Below are 18,090 nucleotides of genomic sequence, written 5' to 3'. Positions count from 1 at the left end.
TTCCCCTAGCCAAGCTCTTTGTCCAGCAGCGCGAGGAGTTCTCCCGCTGAGGCCGAACCGATCTGGTCGACGATGCCGGCCGGTTCTCCGGCGCTCACCATCGAACGGACTCGGCCCTGCAGCTCGCCGAGCAGAGTGGAAATGGTGGTCTTGTCGTCCTCCGCGAGCTGGAGGAACGCCTCCTCCAGCCGGGCGCCCAGTCCTTCGATCTCCTGGACCAGGTGATCGGCCGGGGACTGTGCGCCGGCACCGGCGTCGGGGGTGATGCCCGCGCCCAGGAACTGGGCGAGGGCGGCCGGGTTCGGGTGGTCGAACACGAGCGTGGCGGGCAGCTTCAGGCCGATCACCGCCGCCAGCTTGTTGCGCAGCTCCAGTGCCGTGAGCGAGTCGATCCCGAGCGTCTTGAACGTCGCGGCGGGACCGATCCGCGCCGTGTCGGCGTGCCCGAGGACGAGCGCGGTCTGCGTCCGTACGGCATCGAGCAGCGCCGCCTCCGCCTCGGCCGGCGGCAGCGACCTGAGCGCCTGCGCGAGTGCGGCGTCGGTGGATTCCCGGCTCGCCGGGCCGCCGGGTCCGGCAGGCGTGCCGGCCAGGGTGCGCAGGAGCGGCGAAGCCATCGGGCCGAGCGCCGTCAGGTTCAGTCGCACCGGCACAAGTACCGGCTCGTCCACCGAGACCGCCGAGTCGAAGAGCGCGAGCCCCTCCTGCGACGACAGCGGCTGCACGCCCTGCTGTTGCATGCGGACCACGTCCGCGTCGGTGAGGTCGGCGCTCATCTCGCTGCGCTCCGCCCAGAAGCCCCAGCCCAGTGCGCCGGCCGCCAGTCCCTCGGCCCGGCGCGCCTGCGCGAGGCCGTTGAGGAAGGCGTTGGCCGCCGCGTAGTTGGCCTGTCCCGCGAAGCCGAGCACGCTCGCGATCGAGGAGAACAGCACGAACGCGGACAGGTCCAGCTGCCGGGTCAGATCGTGCAGGTTCCAGGCTCCGCGCACCTTCGGCGCGAGGACCGCGTCCAGGCGGTCCTCGGTCAGGGCCTCCACGACGCCGTCGTCCAGCACGCCCGCGCAGTGGATCACCGCGGTCAGCGGATGCTCGGACGGCACCCCGGCGATCAGTTCGGCGACGGACTCGCGGCTTGTCACGTCGCAGGCCACGATGTCGACCTGCGCCCCGGCCCCGGTCAGCTCCTCGCGCAGCTCGGCCGCCGCCGGAGCCTCCGCCCCGCGCCTGCTGGTCAGCACCAGGTGGCGCACGCCGTGCCGCGCGACGAGGTGCCGGGCCAGCATCGCGCCCAGGCCGCCGGTACCGCCTGTGATCAGCACCGAACCGGAGCCGAGAGCGTCCAGTGCCCCGTCGGACGCGCCCGTGGCGCGGACCAGTTGAGGTGTGGTCACACTGCCGGCCCGGATCTTGAGCTGGGCCTCCCCGGTGGCGGCCGCGGCCGGGACCTGGGCCCACGAGGCGGCCCGGTCGTCCGTGTCCACGAGCGTGAACCGGCCCGGGTTCTCGGTCTGCGCGGTACGCAGGAATCCCCAGATCGCGGCAGCCGCGGGGTCGGGGTGCTGCACCTGCTCGTCGTGGAACGCGTCCCGCGTCACGACGACCAGGCGGGAGTCGCAAAACCGCTCGTCGGAGAGCCAGGTCTGCGTCCAGCGCAGCACACGGTGGAGGTTCCGCTCGACGTCGGCGGGCGTGTCGGCGCCGTCCGCACGCTCGATGCCGGCGATGACGACCGGAGGTATCTCCCCGCCCAGAGCGGCGAGTTCGTCGAGGTCGGTGAAGACCGCCCGGTCCTGGCCCAGGGATGCGGTGATCGCGTCGGATCCGCCCACCACCGCGTACCGGTCCGCGGCCGGACCGGACGCGACCGTGAGGGGAACCCACTCCACCTGGAACAGCGAGTCCCGGTGGTCGAAGCTCAGCTCGGTCAGCTTCTCGACCTCCGCGGGCCGCAGGCTCAGCGATGTGACACCGCCGACAGGGATCCCGTTCTGGTCCGCGAGGGTCACGGACAGCGTGTTCTCGCCCGCGGGGGCGAGACGGACGCGCAGCGCGGTCGGCTGGGCGGAGTGGATGCGGATGCCCGTGCAGCGGAACGGCAGCCAGCCCTCGGGCCGGGAGTTGTCGACGAACTGCCCCAGGCCGACCGGGAGCAGCGCGGCGTGGAGCAGCGCCGGGTGGATCCGGAACCGGCCGTGGTCCGCGCCGTCGGACGCGGGCAGCTCCACCTCCGCGAACAGGGTGTCCTTCTGGCGCCACACCTGTTTCAGGCCTCGCAGCAGGGGCCCGTGGCTGAACCCGAGGGCGGACAGCCTGGTGTACTCGTCCTCGAAGGGCACACTCGCCGCGCCCGCGGGAGGCCATGAGACGAGGCCTTCCTGCGCGGGGGGTGCTCCGGGGCCGGATCCGACGGTCCCGACGGCGTTGCGCGTCCACTCGGGTTCGCCCTCGCCTCGTGAGTGCACGCTGATCACATGCTTGCCGTCGACCACGACGCGGATCTCGCGCTCGGCCGTCCGGGACAGCACCAGCGGTGTCTCCAGGGTGAGTTCGTCGACGACGTCGCACCCCGCCTTGTGCGCCGCCCACGCCGCCAGCTCCGCCAGCACCGTCGCAGGCACCAGGACGGCGCCGTGGACCACGTGGTCGGCGAGCCACGGGTGGCGCTCCAGCGACAGGCGCCCGCCGGCCACGACTCCGCCGTGCTCGCCGTCATCGGGCAGATCGATCACGGCGTCGAGCAGCGGATGGTCCGACGTGCTCGCGGTGGTGGTCTCGGCGGGTGTGTTCAGCCAGTAGCGCTGCCGCTGGAAGGCGTACGTGGGCAGCTCGACCCACCGGCCCTCCCAGCCCGGGAACGCCGCCTCCCACGACACCGCGACGCCCGCCACGAAGGCCTCGGCCGCCGACTGGTACAGCCGCGCGAGGCCGCCCTCGTCGCGGCGCAGCGAACCCGCCACGAACCCGGTGGCGCCGGGGGTGGTGTCGAACATCTCCTGGATGTTCATCACGAGCAGCGGGTGCGGGCTCAGCTCGATGACCGCACTGCCCCGCTCCTGTTCGATCAGGCGCCCCATGGCGGCCGCGAACTGTACCGGTTCGCGCAGGTTGCGGTACCAGTAGGCCGTGTCGAGCTGCATGGGGTCGATCAGCGAGCCGGTCACCGTCGAGTAGATCGCCACCGGCGAGGGCATGGGGGTGATCCGGCCCAGCTCCTGCTGGAGCCGGCCGTCGAACCGGTCCATCAGCGGGGAGTGCCCGGGCACGCTGGACTTGATCAGCCGCGCGCGGGCGCCCTCGGCCTGGCAGGCCTCGACCAGTTCCTCGACCGCCGCGGTCTCACCCGACACCGTCGTGGAGTTCCGTCCGTTCACCGCGGCGATCCCGATCCGGTTGCCCCACCGCTGCATCAGCTCCTGCACGCGGTGTTCGGGCAGCAGGATCCCGGCCATGCCGCCCTGCCCGGTGACCGTGGCAAGGAGCCGGGACCGCAGGGCCACGATCTTGGCGGCGTCCTCAAGGGTCAGGGCCCCCGCGACGTAGGCCGCGGCGATCTCACCCTGGGAGTGGCCGATCACCACATCCGGTGTGACCCCCAGCGAGCGCCACACCTGGGCGAGCGACACCATCACCGCGAACAGCACCGGCTGGACGACGTCTATGTCCTCCAGGTCCGCCGCCTCCGGCCCGCCGCACACGGTGTCGATCAGCGACCAGGACACCCACGGCTCCAGCGCCCTGGCGCACGCGCGCAGCTCCTCGGCGAAGACCGGGGAGGTCTCCCACAGCTCCCGGCCCATCGCGATCCACTGCGCCCCCTGGCCCGGGAAGACGAACACCGTCCTGCCCACCGGCTTGGCGACTCCGGACACCGCACGGGCGGGACCCGGCTCGTCACCCGCGGCGACGGCGGCCAGGGCGGCGAGCAGTTCGTCCCGGTCGGCGCCGATCACCACCTGGCGGTGCTCGAACAGCGAGCGCGTCGTCACCAGCGCGTGCCCCACGCCCGCGACCGGCAGGTCCGCGTCCGCGGCCACCAGGTCCCGCAGCCGCAACGCCTGTTCCCGCAGCGCCTGCTCCGACTTCGCCGACAGCACCCAGGGCACCGCGCCGGGCGCGTCGGCGGACACCTGGCCGGCGGTGGAGTCCGCGGCCGCGGGAGCCGGGGCCTCCTCCCGCGCGAGGGTCTCGGGTGCCTGCTCCAGGATCAGGTGCGCGTTGGTGCCGCTGATGCCGAAGGACGACACGCCCGCGCGGCGGGGCCGGCCCGCTCCCGTGGTCCACTGCCTGGCCTCGGTCAGCAGCTCCACCGCACCGGCCGACCAGTCGACGTGCGTCGACGGACGGTCCACGTGCAAGGTCCTGGGCAGCACCCCGTGGCGCATCGCCATGATCATCTTGATGATGCCGCCGACGCCCGCGGCCGCCTGCGTGTGACCGATGTTCGACTTCAGCGACCCCAGCCACAGGGGGCTCTGCGGGTCCCGGTCCTGACCGTAGGTGGCCAGCAGGGCCTCCGCCTCCATGGGGTCGCCCAGCTTGGTGCCGGTGCCGTGCGCCTCCACCGCGTCCACATCGCCGGTCGACAGCCCGGCATCGGCCAGGGCCGCCCGGATGACCCGCTGCTGCGCCAGTGGGTTCGGCGCGCTGAGCCCGTTGGACGCCCCGTCCTGGTTGATCGCCGAACCGCGGATCACCGCCCAGATCCGGTGCCCGTTGCGCCGCGCGTCGGAGAGCCGCTCGAGGACCAGCACGCCCGCGCCCTCGGAGAAGCCGGTGCCGTCCGCCGCGTCCGCGAACGCCTTGCACCGCCCGTCCTGCGACAGACCCCGCTGCCGGGCGAGTTCCACGAGCATCCCCGGAGTCGGCAGCGCCGCCACCCCGCCGGCCAGCGCCAGCGTGCACTCCCCGGACCGCAGGGACCGCACGGCCTGGTGGACGGCGACGAGCGACGCCGAGCACGCGGTGTCGGTCGACACCGCCGGACCCTCCAGACCGAGCACGTACGCCACCCGGCCCGAGGCCACGCTGAGGTAGTTCCCCGTGAGCTGGAAACCCTCCACTTCGCCGGCTGCGCCGCCGCCCACCCGTGGGCCGTAGTCGACGCCGTAGATCCCGGTGAACACCCCGGTCGCCGAACCGCGCAGACCGGCCGGGTCGATACCCGCCCGTTCCAGCGCTTCCCACGACGTCTCCAGCATCAGCCGCTGCTGCGGGTCCATCGCCAGCGCCTCGCGCGGGCTGATGCCGAAGAACTGCGCGTCGAACTCCGGGAGATCGGGCAGGAATCCGCCCGTGCGCGTGTACGTCTTCCCGTGCGCCTCGGGATCCGGGTCGTAGAGGGCCTCCACGTCCCACCCGCGGTCCAGCGGGAAGTCGCCCATGGCGTCCACACCGTCGGACACGACCGACCACAGACCTTCGGGGGACGTCACCCCGCCGGGGAAGCGACACCCCACACCCACGACAGCGATGGGCTCGCGCGCGGACTCCTCCAACTCGCGCACTCGCTCGCGCAGTTCCTGCGCGTCGCCGACGGCGCGTCGCAAGTAGGACCGGAGCTTGTCGACATCCTCCACCAGGGCCTCCCCCAAAGGTTGTTTAGAAGAACGGGTGTGGCTATGCGTATCCGCGTTCGATCAACGCGTAGAGATCGTCATCGCTGCGGCCTTCCAGACTCGTTTCCTCCACCGCTTCGGGAGCTTCGGGAGCTCTGGTCGCTTCGGTCGCTTCGGGCTCGAGGAGGGAGAAGAGGTGGTCGGCGAGCGTCTGCGGGGTGGGGTAGGTGAACGCGACGGTGGCCGGGAGCCGCACCGAGGCCACCGCGCCCAGCCGGTTGCGCAGTTCCACCGCCATCGAGGAGTCGAAGCCCAGGGCCTTGAAGGTCTGCGTCGACCTCGCCTCGAGATCGGCGGCCGTCAGACCCGCGCCCTTCGTGCCCAGCAGCGCTGCCGTTTCCGCGCACACGAGCGCGAGCACCGCCGACGGGGAGTCCAGCCGCGCCGCCCCGGTGTGCGCGCCCGGTCCGTCCGCCTGCGCGTCGGGGCTGTGCACGGTGTCGGTGCCGGCCGGCGCCGTCAGCCAGTACCGCTGCCGCTGGAACGGGTAGGTCGGCAGGTCGATCCGGCGCGGCCGGCCGGCGGCGAACACCGCCTTCCAGTTCACCGGCACGCCGCGCACGTGCAGCTCGGCCAGCGACGCCAGGACCTTGCCCAGGCTCCCGTCGTGCCTGCTCAGAGTGCTCACCACCTTGGGCGGGCTCGCGAGCGCGTCGGCGGCCTCCTCCATCGCCACCTGGAGCACGGGATGCGGGCTGACCTCCACGAACACGCCACCGCGCTCGCGCATCAGGTTCTCGACGACCTCGCCGAAACGCACCGTCGAGCGCAGGTTGTCGTACCAGTACGAGGCGTCGAGCACCCGGGTGTCGAGCAGTCCTGCCGTGACCGTGGAGTGGAACTCCACCGCCGTCTGCCTCGGCGTGACACCCGCGGCGGCCTCGAGCACCCGGTCACGGATGCGTTCGACCTGGTGGGAGTGGGACGCGTACTCGATCTTGACCCGGCGCACCCGGACCCCGTCACCGGCCGCCAGCTCGGCGAACTCGTCCAGTGCCTCGAGGTCACCGGCGATCACCACGGAGGCCGGCCCGTTGACCGCGGCCACGGACAGCCGCCCGGGCCACCGCCCCAGCCGGTCCTCGACCCATGTCAGGGGCGCGGCCACCGCGTTCAGCCCGCCCAGGCCGGCCAGGGCGGTCAGTGCCCGGCTGCGCAGGGCGACGACCCGCGCCGCGTCCGCGAGGGAGAGCGCACCCGACGCGCACGCCGCGGCGATCTCTCCCTGCGAGTGCCCCACCACCGCGTCGGGGACCACTCCCAGCGACCGCCACAGCCGTGCCAGGCAGACCATCATCGCGAACAACGCGGGCTGGACCACGGCGTCCCCGCGCTCCAGCGACGGCGCCGACTCCGCGCCGGTCACCAGGTCCACCAGCGACCAGTCCAGCCACGGGTCCAGAGCGCTCGCGCACTCGTCGATCGCGCGTGCGAAGACCTCCGACTCCGCGTACAGCTGCTTGCCCATGCCCAGCCACTGCGACCCCTGGCCGGGGAACACGAAGACGACCGGGCCCGCGGGCCCCGTGGCCGCGCCGCGCACCGCCCGGGCCGCGGCACCACCCGCCGCCACCAGGTCGAGGCCGGCCAGCGCCTCCGTACGGTCACCGCTCAGCACCACCGCCCGGTGCTCGAACGACGACCGCGTCGACACCAGCGAATGGCCCACGTCGATCGCCGACAGCGACGCGTCGGAGGCCACCAGCTCCCGCAACCGCGCCGCCTGCTCCCGCAGCGCTGGTTCCGAGCGCGCCGACAGCACCCACGGCACGGCCCCGGAAATGCCCGTGGAGGTCAAGTCGCCGCCCGTGGCGGGCAGTTCGACCTGCTCATCGGGGGCCTGCTCTTCGGGAGCCCTTTTTTCGGGGGCCTGCTCGAGGATCACGTGCGCGTTGGTGCCGCCCATCCCGATCGACGACACCCCGGCCCGCCGCGGCCGGCCCGGCTCGCTCGGCCAGGGCCGCGCGGTACGGAGGACTTCGAAGTCCTCGTGGAAGTCGGGGACGGCGGGATTCGGGGAGCGGAAGCCCGGGGTGGGGACGAGGTGAGCGCGGTCCACGCAGAGCGCGGCCTTCACGAAGCCGACGATCCCTGCGGCCGGCTCCAGGTGCCCGACGTTCGCCTTCACCGAGCCGATCGTCAGGGCGCGGCTGCGGCCGGTCTCCCGGAACACCTCGCGCAGACCGGATATCTCGGCCGGGTCGCCGAGCCGGGTGCCGGTGCCGTGGGCCTCGACGTAGTCGACGCCGTCGAACGCAACGGCCGCGCGCTGGAGGGCGGACAGCACGGTTGCCGCCTGCCCGGTGGGGCTCGGGTCCGGCATCCGGCTGGTCGCTCCGCCGCTGTTGACGCCCCAGCCGCGCACCACCGCGTAGATGTGGTCGCCGTCGGCGACGGCGAGGTCGAGCCGCTTCAGCAGGACGAACGCCCCGCCCTCTCCCCGGATGAAGCCGTTGGCCCGTTCGTCGAAGGGGAAGCAGCGGCCGTCGGGCGACAGGGCGCCCAGATTGGCAAGGCCGGCTCCAGCTTCCGGATCGACGATCAGGTGCACGCCGCCGGCGAGGGCCGTGTCGACGGCACCGGACCTTATCCGTTCGCACGTCAGCGCCAACGACACGAGTGAGGAGGACTGGCCCGAGTCCGCGCAGAAGCTCATGCCGCGCGCATCGAACAGGTTCGAGATGCGGTTCGCGATCAGCGCACCGCTGGAGCCGAGCGCGGCGTAGTGGTCGTCCTGGTCACTGCCGGACAGCTTGCGCAGCAGGTCGTACCCGGAGGGCGCGGCGCCGACCACGACGTCCACCTCGCGGCCCGCGAGCGCGGTCGCCGGGATGCGGGCGTCCTCGACGGCCTCCCAGGCGAGCTCGAGACCCAGCCGCTGCACGGGGTCCATGGCGGCCGCTTCCGCCGGCCCCGTGCCGAAGAAGGCGGCGTCGAACCCGTCGACGGAGTCGAAGAACGAACCCGAGCCCAAGGTGGCGGCGTCCGGGTGGGAGGTGTGCTTCGAGTTCGCGTCGGCGGCCCGCTGCTCGGGGAACGTTGCGATGGTCGACTTGCCGTCGAGCAGCAGGCGCCAGAACTCGGCCAGGTTGTGCACACCGGGAAAGCGGCACGACATCCCGATGACGGCAATATCGGTGGCTGCGCCACTCATCTGTATTCCTTCCGGTTCCCTCGGCGGACGGCTCTTGCGGGCGGCTGCACTGCGCTCACAGCCAACGGGTCAGCAGCTTCCGCAGCTCGTCCGGCGCGTTCATGAAGTCGTAGTGGCCGCCGTCGACCACCCGGAATTCGACCGAGTCCGCGTACCGGCGCCACCCCTGCAGGTCGGCGAGGCTCACGTCCGGGTCGTCGCGCCAGTGCAGTACGACGATGGGGCAGTCCACCGCGACCGGCTCCGCCCGCCGGTACGCATTCGCCGCCGCGTGATCACGCAGCAGCACCATGAGGCCGAGGTCGAGCATGTCCGGCCGCGGCTCGATCCCCCGGCTGCGGATGAACGACTCCACCTCCGCGCGCAGTTCGGACTCGGTCATGCCGAGCATCCGGTCGCGGGAGGCGTCGTGCGGTGCCGGCTGGCCCGACACGAAGAGGCGGTCCGGTGTGGGCAGGCCGAGTTCGGCGAGCTTGAGCACGGTCTCGTACGCGGGCAGCGCGCCCGCGCAGTGCGCGAAGAACGCGAACGGCCGGTCGAGCAGCGGCGCCAGGGGTTCGACCAGGTCCGCGGCGAGGTTCTCGTAGGTGCCGTAGTGGGGATGGCCGAGCCGGTTCTCGCGGCCGGGGAACTGCACCGGGCAGACCTCGACGTCGCCGATCGCGGCCGGCCATCCGCTGAAGGCCGACGCCCCGGACCCGGAGAAGGGGAAGCAGAAGATCCGGGCGGGGTGGCCGGTGGACGGCGGCCGGACGAACCACGGCGACGCGGCGGTGGTGGAGCCGGATGTCATGGCGTCTTTCGTTTCTGGGCGACGACGGGCAGGTGGGTCATCCCGGCGATGAAGTACGACCGCAGGTGCTGCGGTTCGCCGGCGAGTTCGATCGAGCCGAACTGCTGGAGCAGTTCCTCGAAGAAGATGCGCAGGGTCATCCGGGCCAGCGGTGCACCGATGCAGAAGTGCGGCCCGAACCCGAACGCGACGTGGCGCTTGGCGTTGCTCCGCGTGATGTCGAACGTGTGCGGATCGGTGAACTGGGCCTCGTCCCGGTTGGCCGACCCGATCCACGCGACGACCGCCGCACGGGCCGGGATCGTGCCCCCGGCGATCTCGACGTCGTCGACCGCGTACCGCATGAAGTTGCACGCGGCCGAGGTCCAGCGCAGCCCCTCCTCGACCAGGTCCGGGATCAGCGACGGGTCTGCCTGCGCCTTCTCGAACTGCTCGGGCCGCTCGATGAGCGCCTGCACCGTGCCCGAGACGGTGTGCGGCGTCGTCACGTTGGCGCCGAGGAGAATGCTGTAGCCGTCGAGGGCGATCTCCTCGTCGGTCAGCGGCGCGCCGCCCGCGCGGACGCTCATGAGGTGGGCGAGCAGGGTGTCGTCCTCGTCCCCGGCCGCCCGCCGCCGCTTGACCCACTCGGTGACGTAGTTGACCAGCTCGTGGTGGGAGATGGCCAGGGTCGCGGCCTCGTGGCCCACCATGAAGTGCGGGTCCGAGGGAGCCGTCACCATCGCGGTCAGCTGGACGAGTTCTTCCCAGTCCTTCTCCGGGATGCCGAGCAGCGGGCCCGTGACCATCGCCGGGAGGAGCAGCGCCCGCTCGGCCAGGTCGAAGGTCTCGCCGTCGAGCGCCGGCTCGAGGAAGCGCTGGATCGTCCCGCGGATCGAGTCCTCCCAGGACTTCACCGCCCGGGCGGTGAGCTTGGAGCCGAGCGGCCTGCGGACCTCGGTGTGCCGTGGCGGGTCGGTGGACGTCAGCAGCTTGCCCGCCGCGGGGTCGTCCACCCCGACGTGGGTGGGTGTCGTGCCGCGCTCCGAGGTGAACTCCCGGTGGTCGCCGAGCACGCGGCAGACGTCCTCGTGGCGGGTCACCGACCAGAACTCCCGGCCGTCCGGGAGGACTTGGTGGTGCAGGGGCGCCTTCGCCCGCATCACGTCCCAGATCGGGTGCGGATCGCCCGAGGTGTACAGGTCCAGGTCGAACAGGTCGACACCGTCGAGGTCGATGTCGCGCGCGGGACCCGGCGTCAGCCTCACGTCCCGGCCCTCCCCTGCTCGATCAGCTCGGCGACCCGGGCCGGAGTCTGCGCCAGGTAGAAGTCGCGCACGGACAGCTGGACGCCGTAGTCCTGGGCCACCCGCTCGATGATCTTGATGCCGGACAGCGAATTGCCGCCGAGCGCGAAGAAGTCGTCCTCCGGACCGATCTCACAGTCGAGGTATTCCGCCCACAGCTGCGCGATTTCCTGCCCGAGCGAAACCGGCGCGCTCGAAGGCGCGGCTTGTCGTTCCATGCCAGTCTTTCCTTCCTCCGCCGACCGGGAGTGCCCGCTCGCGTCCTTTTCGGTCCGGTGTCCGGACCGTCATCGCCATGACGACCACCGGGGCCCTGTGCGCTGTCCCGCCGGCGAGACAAATTCTTCGAATGGCCGAATTGAGTGTGGCGCGCATGCGCGTCCATTCACACCGATTCGGTGGTCTCCCGTGCTGCGCCGGCGGTCCGGGTTGCGAGCCCGCATGCTGACGCCACCGCAGGTGCTGTGTTTCCTCCGTCCCGTCGGCGGAACAGGGCAATTCGACAGCGCCTCGGTTTAACGACGTTAGAGGCCCGGTGGAATGAGGGGGAACGACGTGGGGCACACCCGCACGGACACGGATGTGGTGATCGCGGGCGCCTGCCCCACACGCTGTGGCTCCGCGACGAGTGCGCGCGGAACGCACAGGGCCGCCACGGCGAAGGGGAGTTCGCCGGGCGGCCGGGGAGGGGGTGAGGAGCGGTGGGGCGAGGTCACACCCGCTTCTTGAAGTTGGCGATCGCCCACACATAGCCGAGGACCGTGAGCCCGGTGCACCAGGCGACGGCGGCGATGACGTGGCCGGTCGACGGCGTGGTACCGAACAGCAGGCCGCGCAGCGTCTCGATGATCGGGGTGAAGGGCTGGTACTCGGCGAACTGGCGCACGCCGGCCCCCATCGTGTGCGCGGGGACGAACGCGCTGCTCAGGAACGGCAGCATGATCAGCGGCACGGTGGCCATGCCCGCGGATTCCACGGTCTTCGCGCCCAGGCCCATGGCGACCGTGAGCCAGCTGGTCGCGAACCCGAGGAACAGGATGAGGCCGATCACGCCGAGCCACTGCGGGAAGTTCGCGTGCGGACGGAAGCCCATCGCGAAGCCGACGCCGATGATGGCCGCGTCGGCGATCAGGGCGCGCAGCGTCGTGGAGACGACGTGACCGAACAGCACGGCGCCGTGCGAGACGTCCATGGCCTTGAACCGGTTGGTGATGCCGGTCGTCATGTCGCTGTTCACGGCCGCCGCGGTCGGGCCCAGCCCGTACGTGATGGCCATCACGATCAGGCCCGGCACGGCGTAGTCGACGTACTTGCCGTGGACGTTGAAGGCGCCGCCGAACACGTAGACGAACATGAGCATCATCACGATGGGGAACAGGACCGCGTTGAAGACGGTGACCGGATTCCGGGTCGTGTGCTTGTAGTTGCGGCGCATCATGATCGCCGCGTCGCCGAACGAGGTCGCGACACTGCTCACGGTGCGACCGCCTCCTTCTCCTTGATCGTGTGCTCGGTGTTCGTGCTGCCGGTGGCCGTGTTGTCGGTCAGGGCGAGGAAGACGTCGTCGAGGTCCGGCGTGTGCACCGAGAACTCCTTGGCGTTGAGGGCGTTCTCGTCGAGCCGGCTCAGCAGGGCCAGCAGCGACCTCGACTCGCCGTCGTTGGGCACCCGCAGGGTCAGCTCCTCGTCGTCCCGCGTGGACCCGGGCAGCACCCGCGCCGCCGTGTCGAGGTCGTGGATGTCGGCGAAGCGGAACCGGGCGTGGGTGCCGGGGATCTGGCGCTTGAGCTCCTCGGGGGTGCCCTGGGCGACCAGGCGGCCCTGGTTGAGCACCGCGATCCGGTCGGCCAGCTGGTCGGCCTCCTCGAGGTACTGGGTGGTCAGGAAGATGGTGGTGCCCTCGGCCACCAGCTCGCGGACGATCTCCCACATCGTGCGCCGGCTGCGCGGGTCGAGACCCGTCGTCGGCTCGTCCAGGAAGATGACCTGCGGGTCGCCGACCAGCGTCATGGCCAGGTCCAGCTTGCGGCGCATACCACCGGAGTAGGTCCCGGCCATCTTGTCCGCCGAGTCCACCAGGTCGAACCGCTCCAGCAGCTGCGTGACCAGCTGGCCGGCCGAGCGCACGCGCTTCAGGTCCGCCACCAGGCGCAGGTTCTCCCGGCCCGACAGCAGCTCGTCCACCGCGGCGAACTGGCCGGTCACGCCGATGGCCGCGCGCACCTGCTTGGTCGCGGTCACCACATCGTGCCCGGCGACCCGCAGCGTTCCGGCGTCGGCCTTCATCAGCGTCGTCAGGATGTTCACCGTCGTCGTCTTGCCGGCCCCGTTCGGACCGAGCAGGGAGAAGATCGACCCCGCGGCGACATCGAAGTCGACGCCGTCGAGCACGACCTTGTCGCCGTATGCCTTGCGCAGCCCTGAAACTGCAATCGCTGAACTTCTCATGCTTCCACTTTCCTCTCCGGGCCTGTCACCCCCCTGTCACGGCGCTCGACCCCGTCTACGCTGGTCAGAGCCGCGTGTCCGGTCGGTGGCCGGCGCCTTGTCAGCGGCCGCGGGCGGACTCCGCTTCGATCACGTCCAGCACCTCGCGGCCGTGGTCGACCAGGTACATGTGGTCGCCCGGGAACTCCGCATAGCTGAATTCCGCCGTGGTCGCGGCCTGCCACTGCCGGGCCTCCTCCGCGGTGACCAGCCCGTCGTGGTCGCCGCGCAGCGAGCAGATCGGCACCGACACCGGTTCGTCGGTGCTCGGGACGTAGCTCTCGTGCATCTCGCAGTCGGCCTGCAGCACGGGGAGGATCAGTTCACGCATCTCCGGGTGGTCGAGAGCCTCGTGCCGGAACCCGGCGAACTCCTCGACCCTGGCGAGGAACTCCTCGTCCGGCAGGCCCGCCGCCCGCCGCTCGCGCTGGGTCCACGGCCCCGGCGAACCACTGACGACGAGCCGCTCGACGTGCACATCGCGCGTGCTCAGCAGGTGCACCAGCTCGTAGGCGAGCACCGCGCCCAGGCTGTGCCCGAACAGCACGGTCCGCGTCCCCGCACCGAGGTCCGCGACGACGTCGTCGATCGAGCCCTTGGCCGCCTCGACGACATTGCGGTACGGCGTCTCCAGGATCCGCCGCTCCCTGCCGGGCAGTTCGACCGAGGTCACGCGCCACCGGCCGGCGGCCAGTTCCCGCCACGGGTGGAAGAACGAGGGACCCGCTCCCGCGAACGGCACGCACAGCAGCGCGGTCTGTTCCCCGTGCTCCGCGGATACGCCGGGTTCTGTCACCCTGACCAACCCCCATCATCTTCTCTTGGATCGTTTGTTGAACCAGCTCCGGGACACAGCTGTCCGGTCGCTACGCCAGCTTGGGGCCGACGACCTCGAAGAACTGGGTCACGGGTGCGGGCATGTGCATCTCGTGGTGCGTGGCGTGCAGGTCGTGCACCTCCAGGGAACCGCCGACGTACGGCCGCCACAGGTGCGCGTACGACGTGTCCTCGAGCGCCGCGTGGAAATACAGCACATCACCGCGGTAGACCGGCGACTCGAAGTCGATCATGAGGGACGTGTTGTTGGCCATGACCTTGGCCATGGTGTCCAGGAAGCCCTGCCGGTTGCCCATGCGGATGTACTGGCCGAAGTCGTCCTCCAGCTCCGCCCGGTAGTCCGACGACTCCTTGTCGGCATGGACCTGCCGGAACCCGTGTCCCCCGGGCTGGGCGTCCAGGACGGCCACGAGCAAGACCTCGTGCCCGCGCCGGTCGAGCGCGTCCGCGACGGCCTGCACGACCGTGCCGCCGTAGGACCAGCCGATCAGGTGGAAGGGCCCTTCCGGCTGGATCTTCAGGATCTGGGTGACGTAGTCCTCGATCATCTCCTGCGCGGAGCCCGCGAGCGGTTCCACGCCGTCGGAGCCGCGGGACTGCAGGGCGTAGGCCGGCCGGTCCTGCAGGTGCGCCGCGAAGCTGTAGTACGCCCAGCCCAGGCCGCCGCCTCCGTGGAAGAACCACACCGGCGGCTTGCCCGTACCGGGATCGCTGTTCAGGGGCAGTACGACCGCGAACGTGTCGGCGTCGTCGGCGGGCACGCCGCCGGCGAGCATCAGCGCGGCCAGCTCGGCCACCGTGGGGTACTTGATGATCGTCCGGATGGGGATGTCGATGTCGAACTGCTGGCGGATGCGGACGCTGAGCCGGGTGGCCAGCAGCGAGTGTCCGCCGAGCGCGAAGAAGCCGTCGTCGATACCGACGTTGTCCCGCCCGAGCAGCTCGCCGAAGAGGGCGCACAGCTTCTCCTCGTAGGCGTTGCGCGGCTCCCGGCCGGCCACGGCGGTGGTGTCCTCCGTGGGCAGTGCGCGCCGGTCGAGCTTGCCGTTCGAGGTCAGCGGGATCTCCGCCAGCGGGATCAGCGAGGACGGCACCATGTAGTCCGGCAGCCGCTCGTGCAGGTACGCGGACAGCTCACCGGCATCGACCGTGGCGTCGGGCTCGGGCACCACATAGCCGACGATGCGCTTGTCGCCCTCCTGGTACTCGCGCACCAGGACCACCGCCTGCGCCACGCCCGGGTGTCCGGCCAGCGCGTGCTCGATCTCGCCCAGCTCGATGCGGAAGCCCCGGATCTTCACCTGGGAGTCGGCTCGCCCGACGTACTCCAGCTGGCCGTTCCTGCTCCAGCGGACCAGGTCGCCGCTGCGGTACATGCGCTCACCCGGCTCGCCGTAGGGGCAGGCGACGAACCGTCCGGCGGTCAGGCCCGGCCGGCCGTGGTAGCCGCGTGCCTGGCCGTAGCCCGCCACATACAGCTCCCCGGTCACGCCGGTGGGCGTCGGCTTGAGGTTCGTGTCCAGGACGTAGGCGCGCAGACCCGGGATGGCCGGGCCGATCACGCTGGCCTTGTAGCGGGCGGCGGAGTGCTCGTCCAGGTCGATGCGGGTGACGTGCACGGTGGTCTCGGTGATGCCGTACATGTTCACCAGCACCGGCGCGTCGGAGGCGTGGCGCGCGTACCAGTCCGCGAGGCGGCCCAGGTCGAGGGCCTCGCCGCCGAACACCACGTACCGCAGCGCCAGTTCCTGGCCTGGTGCCTCGGCGTCGGCCTGGACGAGCTGGTAGAAGGCCGAGGGCGTCTGGTTGAGGACGGTGACCTGCTCGCGGGCGAGCAGCTGCAGGAAGTCGGCCGGGGAGCGGGAGACGTCGTAGGGGACCACGACCAGGCGGCCGCCGTACAGCAGCGGCCCCCACAGCTCCCACACCGAGAAGTCGAAGGCGTAGGAGTGGAAGAGGGTCCACACGTCGTCCGCGCCGAAGGCGAAGTCCTCGGCGGCGGTGAAGAGCCCGACCACGTTGCGGTGCGGGATGAGCACGCCCTTGGGGCGGCCGGTCGACCCGGAGGTGTAGATCACGTACGCCGGGTGGTCGGGGCGCAGGGCGGCGCGGCGCTCGGCGTCGGTGAGGTCGGTGGCCGTCTCCTCCGCGAAGGCCCCGGCCTGGTCGAGGTGGACCAGCGGAAGGTCGTGGTCCAGGCCCTGTGCGGTGCCGTTGGTGCTGGTGGTGACCAGTAGGACCGGCTGGGCGTCCTGGACGATGTAGGCGATGCGGTCGGCCGGGGAGTCGGGGTCGATCGGCAGATAGGCACCGCCCGCCTTGAGCACCGCGAGCAGCGCGACGACCAGGTCGGCCGAGCGGTCCAGGCAGACTCCGACGAGGGACTCGGGACCCACTCCCTGGGCGACGAGGTGCCGTGCGAGCCGGTTGGCCCGGGCGTTCAGCTCCCCGTACGTGAGCGAGGCGCCGTCCCAGGTCACCGCGACCGCGTCCGTCCGCTGCGCCGCCTGCCGTTCGAACAGCTCGACCAGGGTGACCTCGGGAATGTCGCTGCCGGCGGCGTTCACTTCCGTCAGCAGCCGCTGCCGCTCCTGGTCGCTCAGCACGTCGACGTCTCCGACGCGCACGCTCGGATCGGCGGCCAGCTGCTCCAGCACCCGGGCGAGCCGGGCGGCGATCACCTCGGCCGAGTCGCGGTCGAACAGCTGGGTCGCGTACTGCAGGTCGCCCCGCAGCGCCCCCGACTCGTCCACGGTCAGGCTGAAGAACAGGTCGACCATGGCGGTCGACGGGATGGCCTGCTCGAACGTCATCTTCAGGCCGGGGATGTCGAGGTCCGGCTTCTGGTAGCTCTGCCAGGCGAACATCACCTGGAACAGCGGCTGGTAGGCGGCGGAGCGTTCCGGGTTGATGGCCTCGACCAGCAGGTCGAAGGGCACGTCCTGGTACTCGTAGGCCGTCAGCGCCTTGTCCCGCACCTGCGCGAGCAGGCCGGTGAACGTCGGGTTGCCGGACAGGTCGGCCCGCAGCACCTGGGTGTTGACGAAGAACCCGATCAGATCGGCCAGCGCCTCGTCGGTCCGCCCGGCGATCGGGCTGCCGATCGTCAGGTCGTCGCCGCCGCCGAGCTGGCGCAGCAGCACCGCGAGCGCGGCCTGCAGGACCATCGACATGCTGGCCCCGCGCTCGTCGGCGAGCTTCTGCAGCCTGGCCGCCACTTCCGCCGGCACCGCGAGGGGGATCGTGTCGCCGTGCGAGTTCGCCTCCGCGGGCCGCGGGCGGTCGAACGGCAGGGTCAGCGGCTGCGGCACCCCGCCCAGTTCCTTGCGCCAGTACTCGACCTGCGCCGCGGCGAGAGACTCCGGATCGGTGACGTCGCCGAGCACCTCGCGCTGCCACTGCGCGTACTCCTTGTACTGCACGGGCAGCGGCTCCCACTCCGGTGCCCGGCCGTCCTTGCGGGCGGTGTAGGCGTGGATCAGGTCCCGCATCATCGGCGCGCTGGAGCTGCCGTCCGAGGCGATGTGGTGGACGACCATCACCAGCACGTGCTCCTGGGGGGAGCAGCGCAACAGGATTGCCCGCAGGGGAAGTTCGGCCGACAGGTCGAACTGGTGCGCTACGGCCTCCTCGATCGCGCCGGTGAGGTCTTCGGGCGCCACCTCGGCCACCCGCAGTTCCGGCGCGGCCTCCGCCGTCGGCAGGAGCCGCGAGTAGGGCTCACCGGCGTCGTCCGTCGCGTACGTGGTGCGCAGGATCTCGTGGCGGTCGACCAGGTCGTGGACCGCCGCGCCGAGGGCGTGCCGGTCCAGGGCACCGGTCAGCCGGAACGCCGCCGAGATGTTGTAGGTCGCCGCCCCCTGTTCCAGCTGGTGCAGAAGCCACATCCGGCGTTGGGCGAATGACAGCGGAATCATT

8 protein-coding genes and 1 pseudogene are annotated in these 18,090 nt (G+C 71.4%); all 9 read right to left on the bottom strand.

Going from position 1 to position 18,090, the window contains the following annotated elements:
• Positions 1-5: 5 nt before the first annotated feature.
• Positions 6-5,546, bottom strand: a pseudogene (locus tag ACWGJ5_RS40710) (SDR family NAD(P)-dependent oxidoreductase); the annotation flags it as partial.
• Positions 5,547-5,616: 70 nt separating this feature from the next.
• Entirely contained in the window at positions 5,617-8,769 is a 3,153-nt protein-coding gene (locus ACWGJ5_RS40705; RefSeq protein WP_453314651.1) for a type I polyketide synthase, read from the bottom strand.
• A gap of 55 nt (positions 8,770-8,824) precedes the next feature.
• Positions 8,825-9,562, bottom strand: a complete 738-nt coding sequence (locus ACWGJ5_RS40700; RefSeq protein WP_453314650.1) for a thioesterase II family protein — start codon at positions 9,560-9,562, stop codon at positions 8,825-8,827.
• Positions 9,559-10,809: a cytochrome P450 gene (locus tag ACWGJ5_RS40695; RefSeq protein ID WP_453314649.1), complete on the bottom strand. Its 1,251-nt coding sequence runs from the start codon at positions 10,807-10,809 to the stop codon at positions 9,559-9,561. The genes ACWGJ5_RS40700 and ACWGJ5_RS40695 overlap by 4 nt, the downstream gene beginning before the upstream one ends.
• On the bottom strand, positions 10,806-11,066 hold the full coding sequence (locus ACWGJ5_RS40690; RefSeq protein WP_228626036.1) for an acyl carrier protein: 261 nt from the start codon (positions 11,064-11,066) through the stop codon (positions 10,806-10,808). Before ACWGJ5_RS40690 ends, ACWGJ5_RS40695 begins: the two co-directional genes overlap by 4 nt.
• A gap of 494 nt (positions 11,067-11,560) precedes the next feature.
• Positions 11,561-12,325 (bottom strand): ABC transporter permease, encoded by a 765-nt coding sequence (locus ACWGJ5_RS40685; protein ID WP_453314648.1) that lies wholly within the window; start codon positions 12,323-12,325, stop codon positions 11,561-11,563.
• Positions 12,322-13,296: an ATP-binding cassette domain-containing protein gene (locus ACWGJ5_RS40680; protein ID WP_453314647.1), complete on the bottom strand. Its 975-nt coding sequence runs from the start codon at positions 13,294-13,296 to the stop codon at positions 12,322-12,324. The genes ACWGJ5_RS40685 and ACWGJ5_RS40680 overlap by 4 nt, the downstream gene beginning before the upstream one ends.
• A 100-nt stretch (positions 13,297-13,396) precedes the next feature.
• Entirely contained in the window at positions 13,397-14,131 is a 735-nt protein-coding gene (locus ACWGJ5_RS40675; RefSeq protein WP_453314646.1) for a thioesterase II family protein, read from the bottom strand.
• A 70-nt stretch (positions 14,132-14,201) separates the two neighbouring features.
• Positions 14,202-18,089, bottom strand: a complete 3,888-nt coding sequence (locus ACWGJ5_RS40670) for a non-ribosomal peptide synthetase (protein ID WP_453314645.1) — start codon at positions 18,087-18,089, stop codon at positions 14,202-14,204.
• Position 18,090 lies beyond the last annotated feature (1 nt).

The sequence above is a fragment of the Streptomyces sp. NPDC054783 genome, assembly GCF_053611725.1.
The sequence above is the reverse complement of the archived record's forward strand: the minus strand, read 5'-3'. Positions and strand labels throughout refer to the sequence as shown.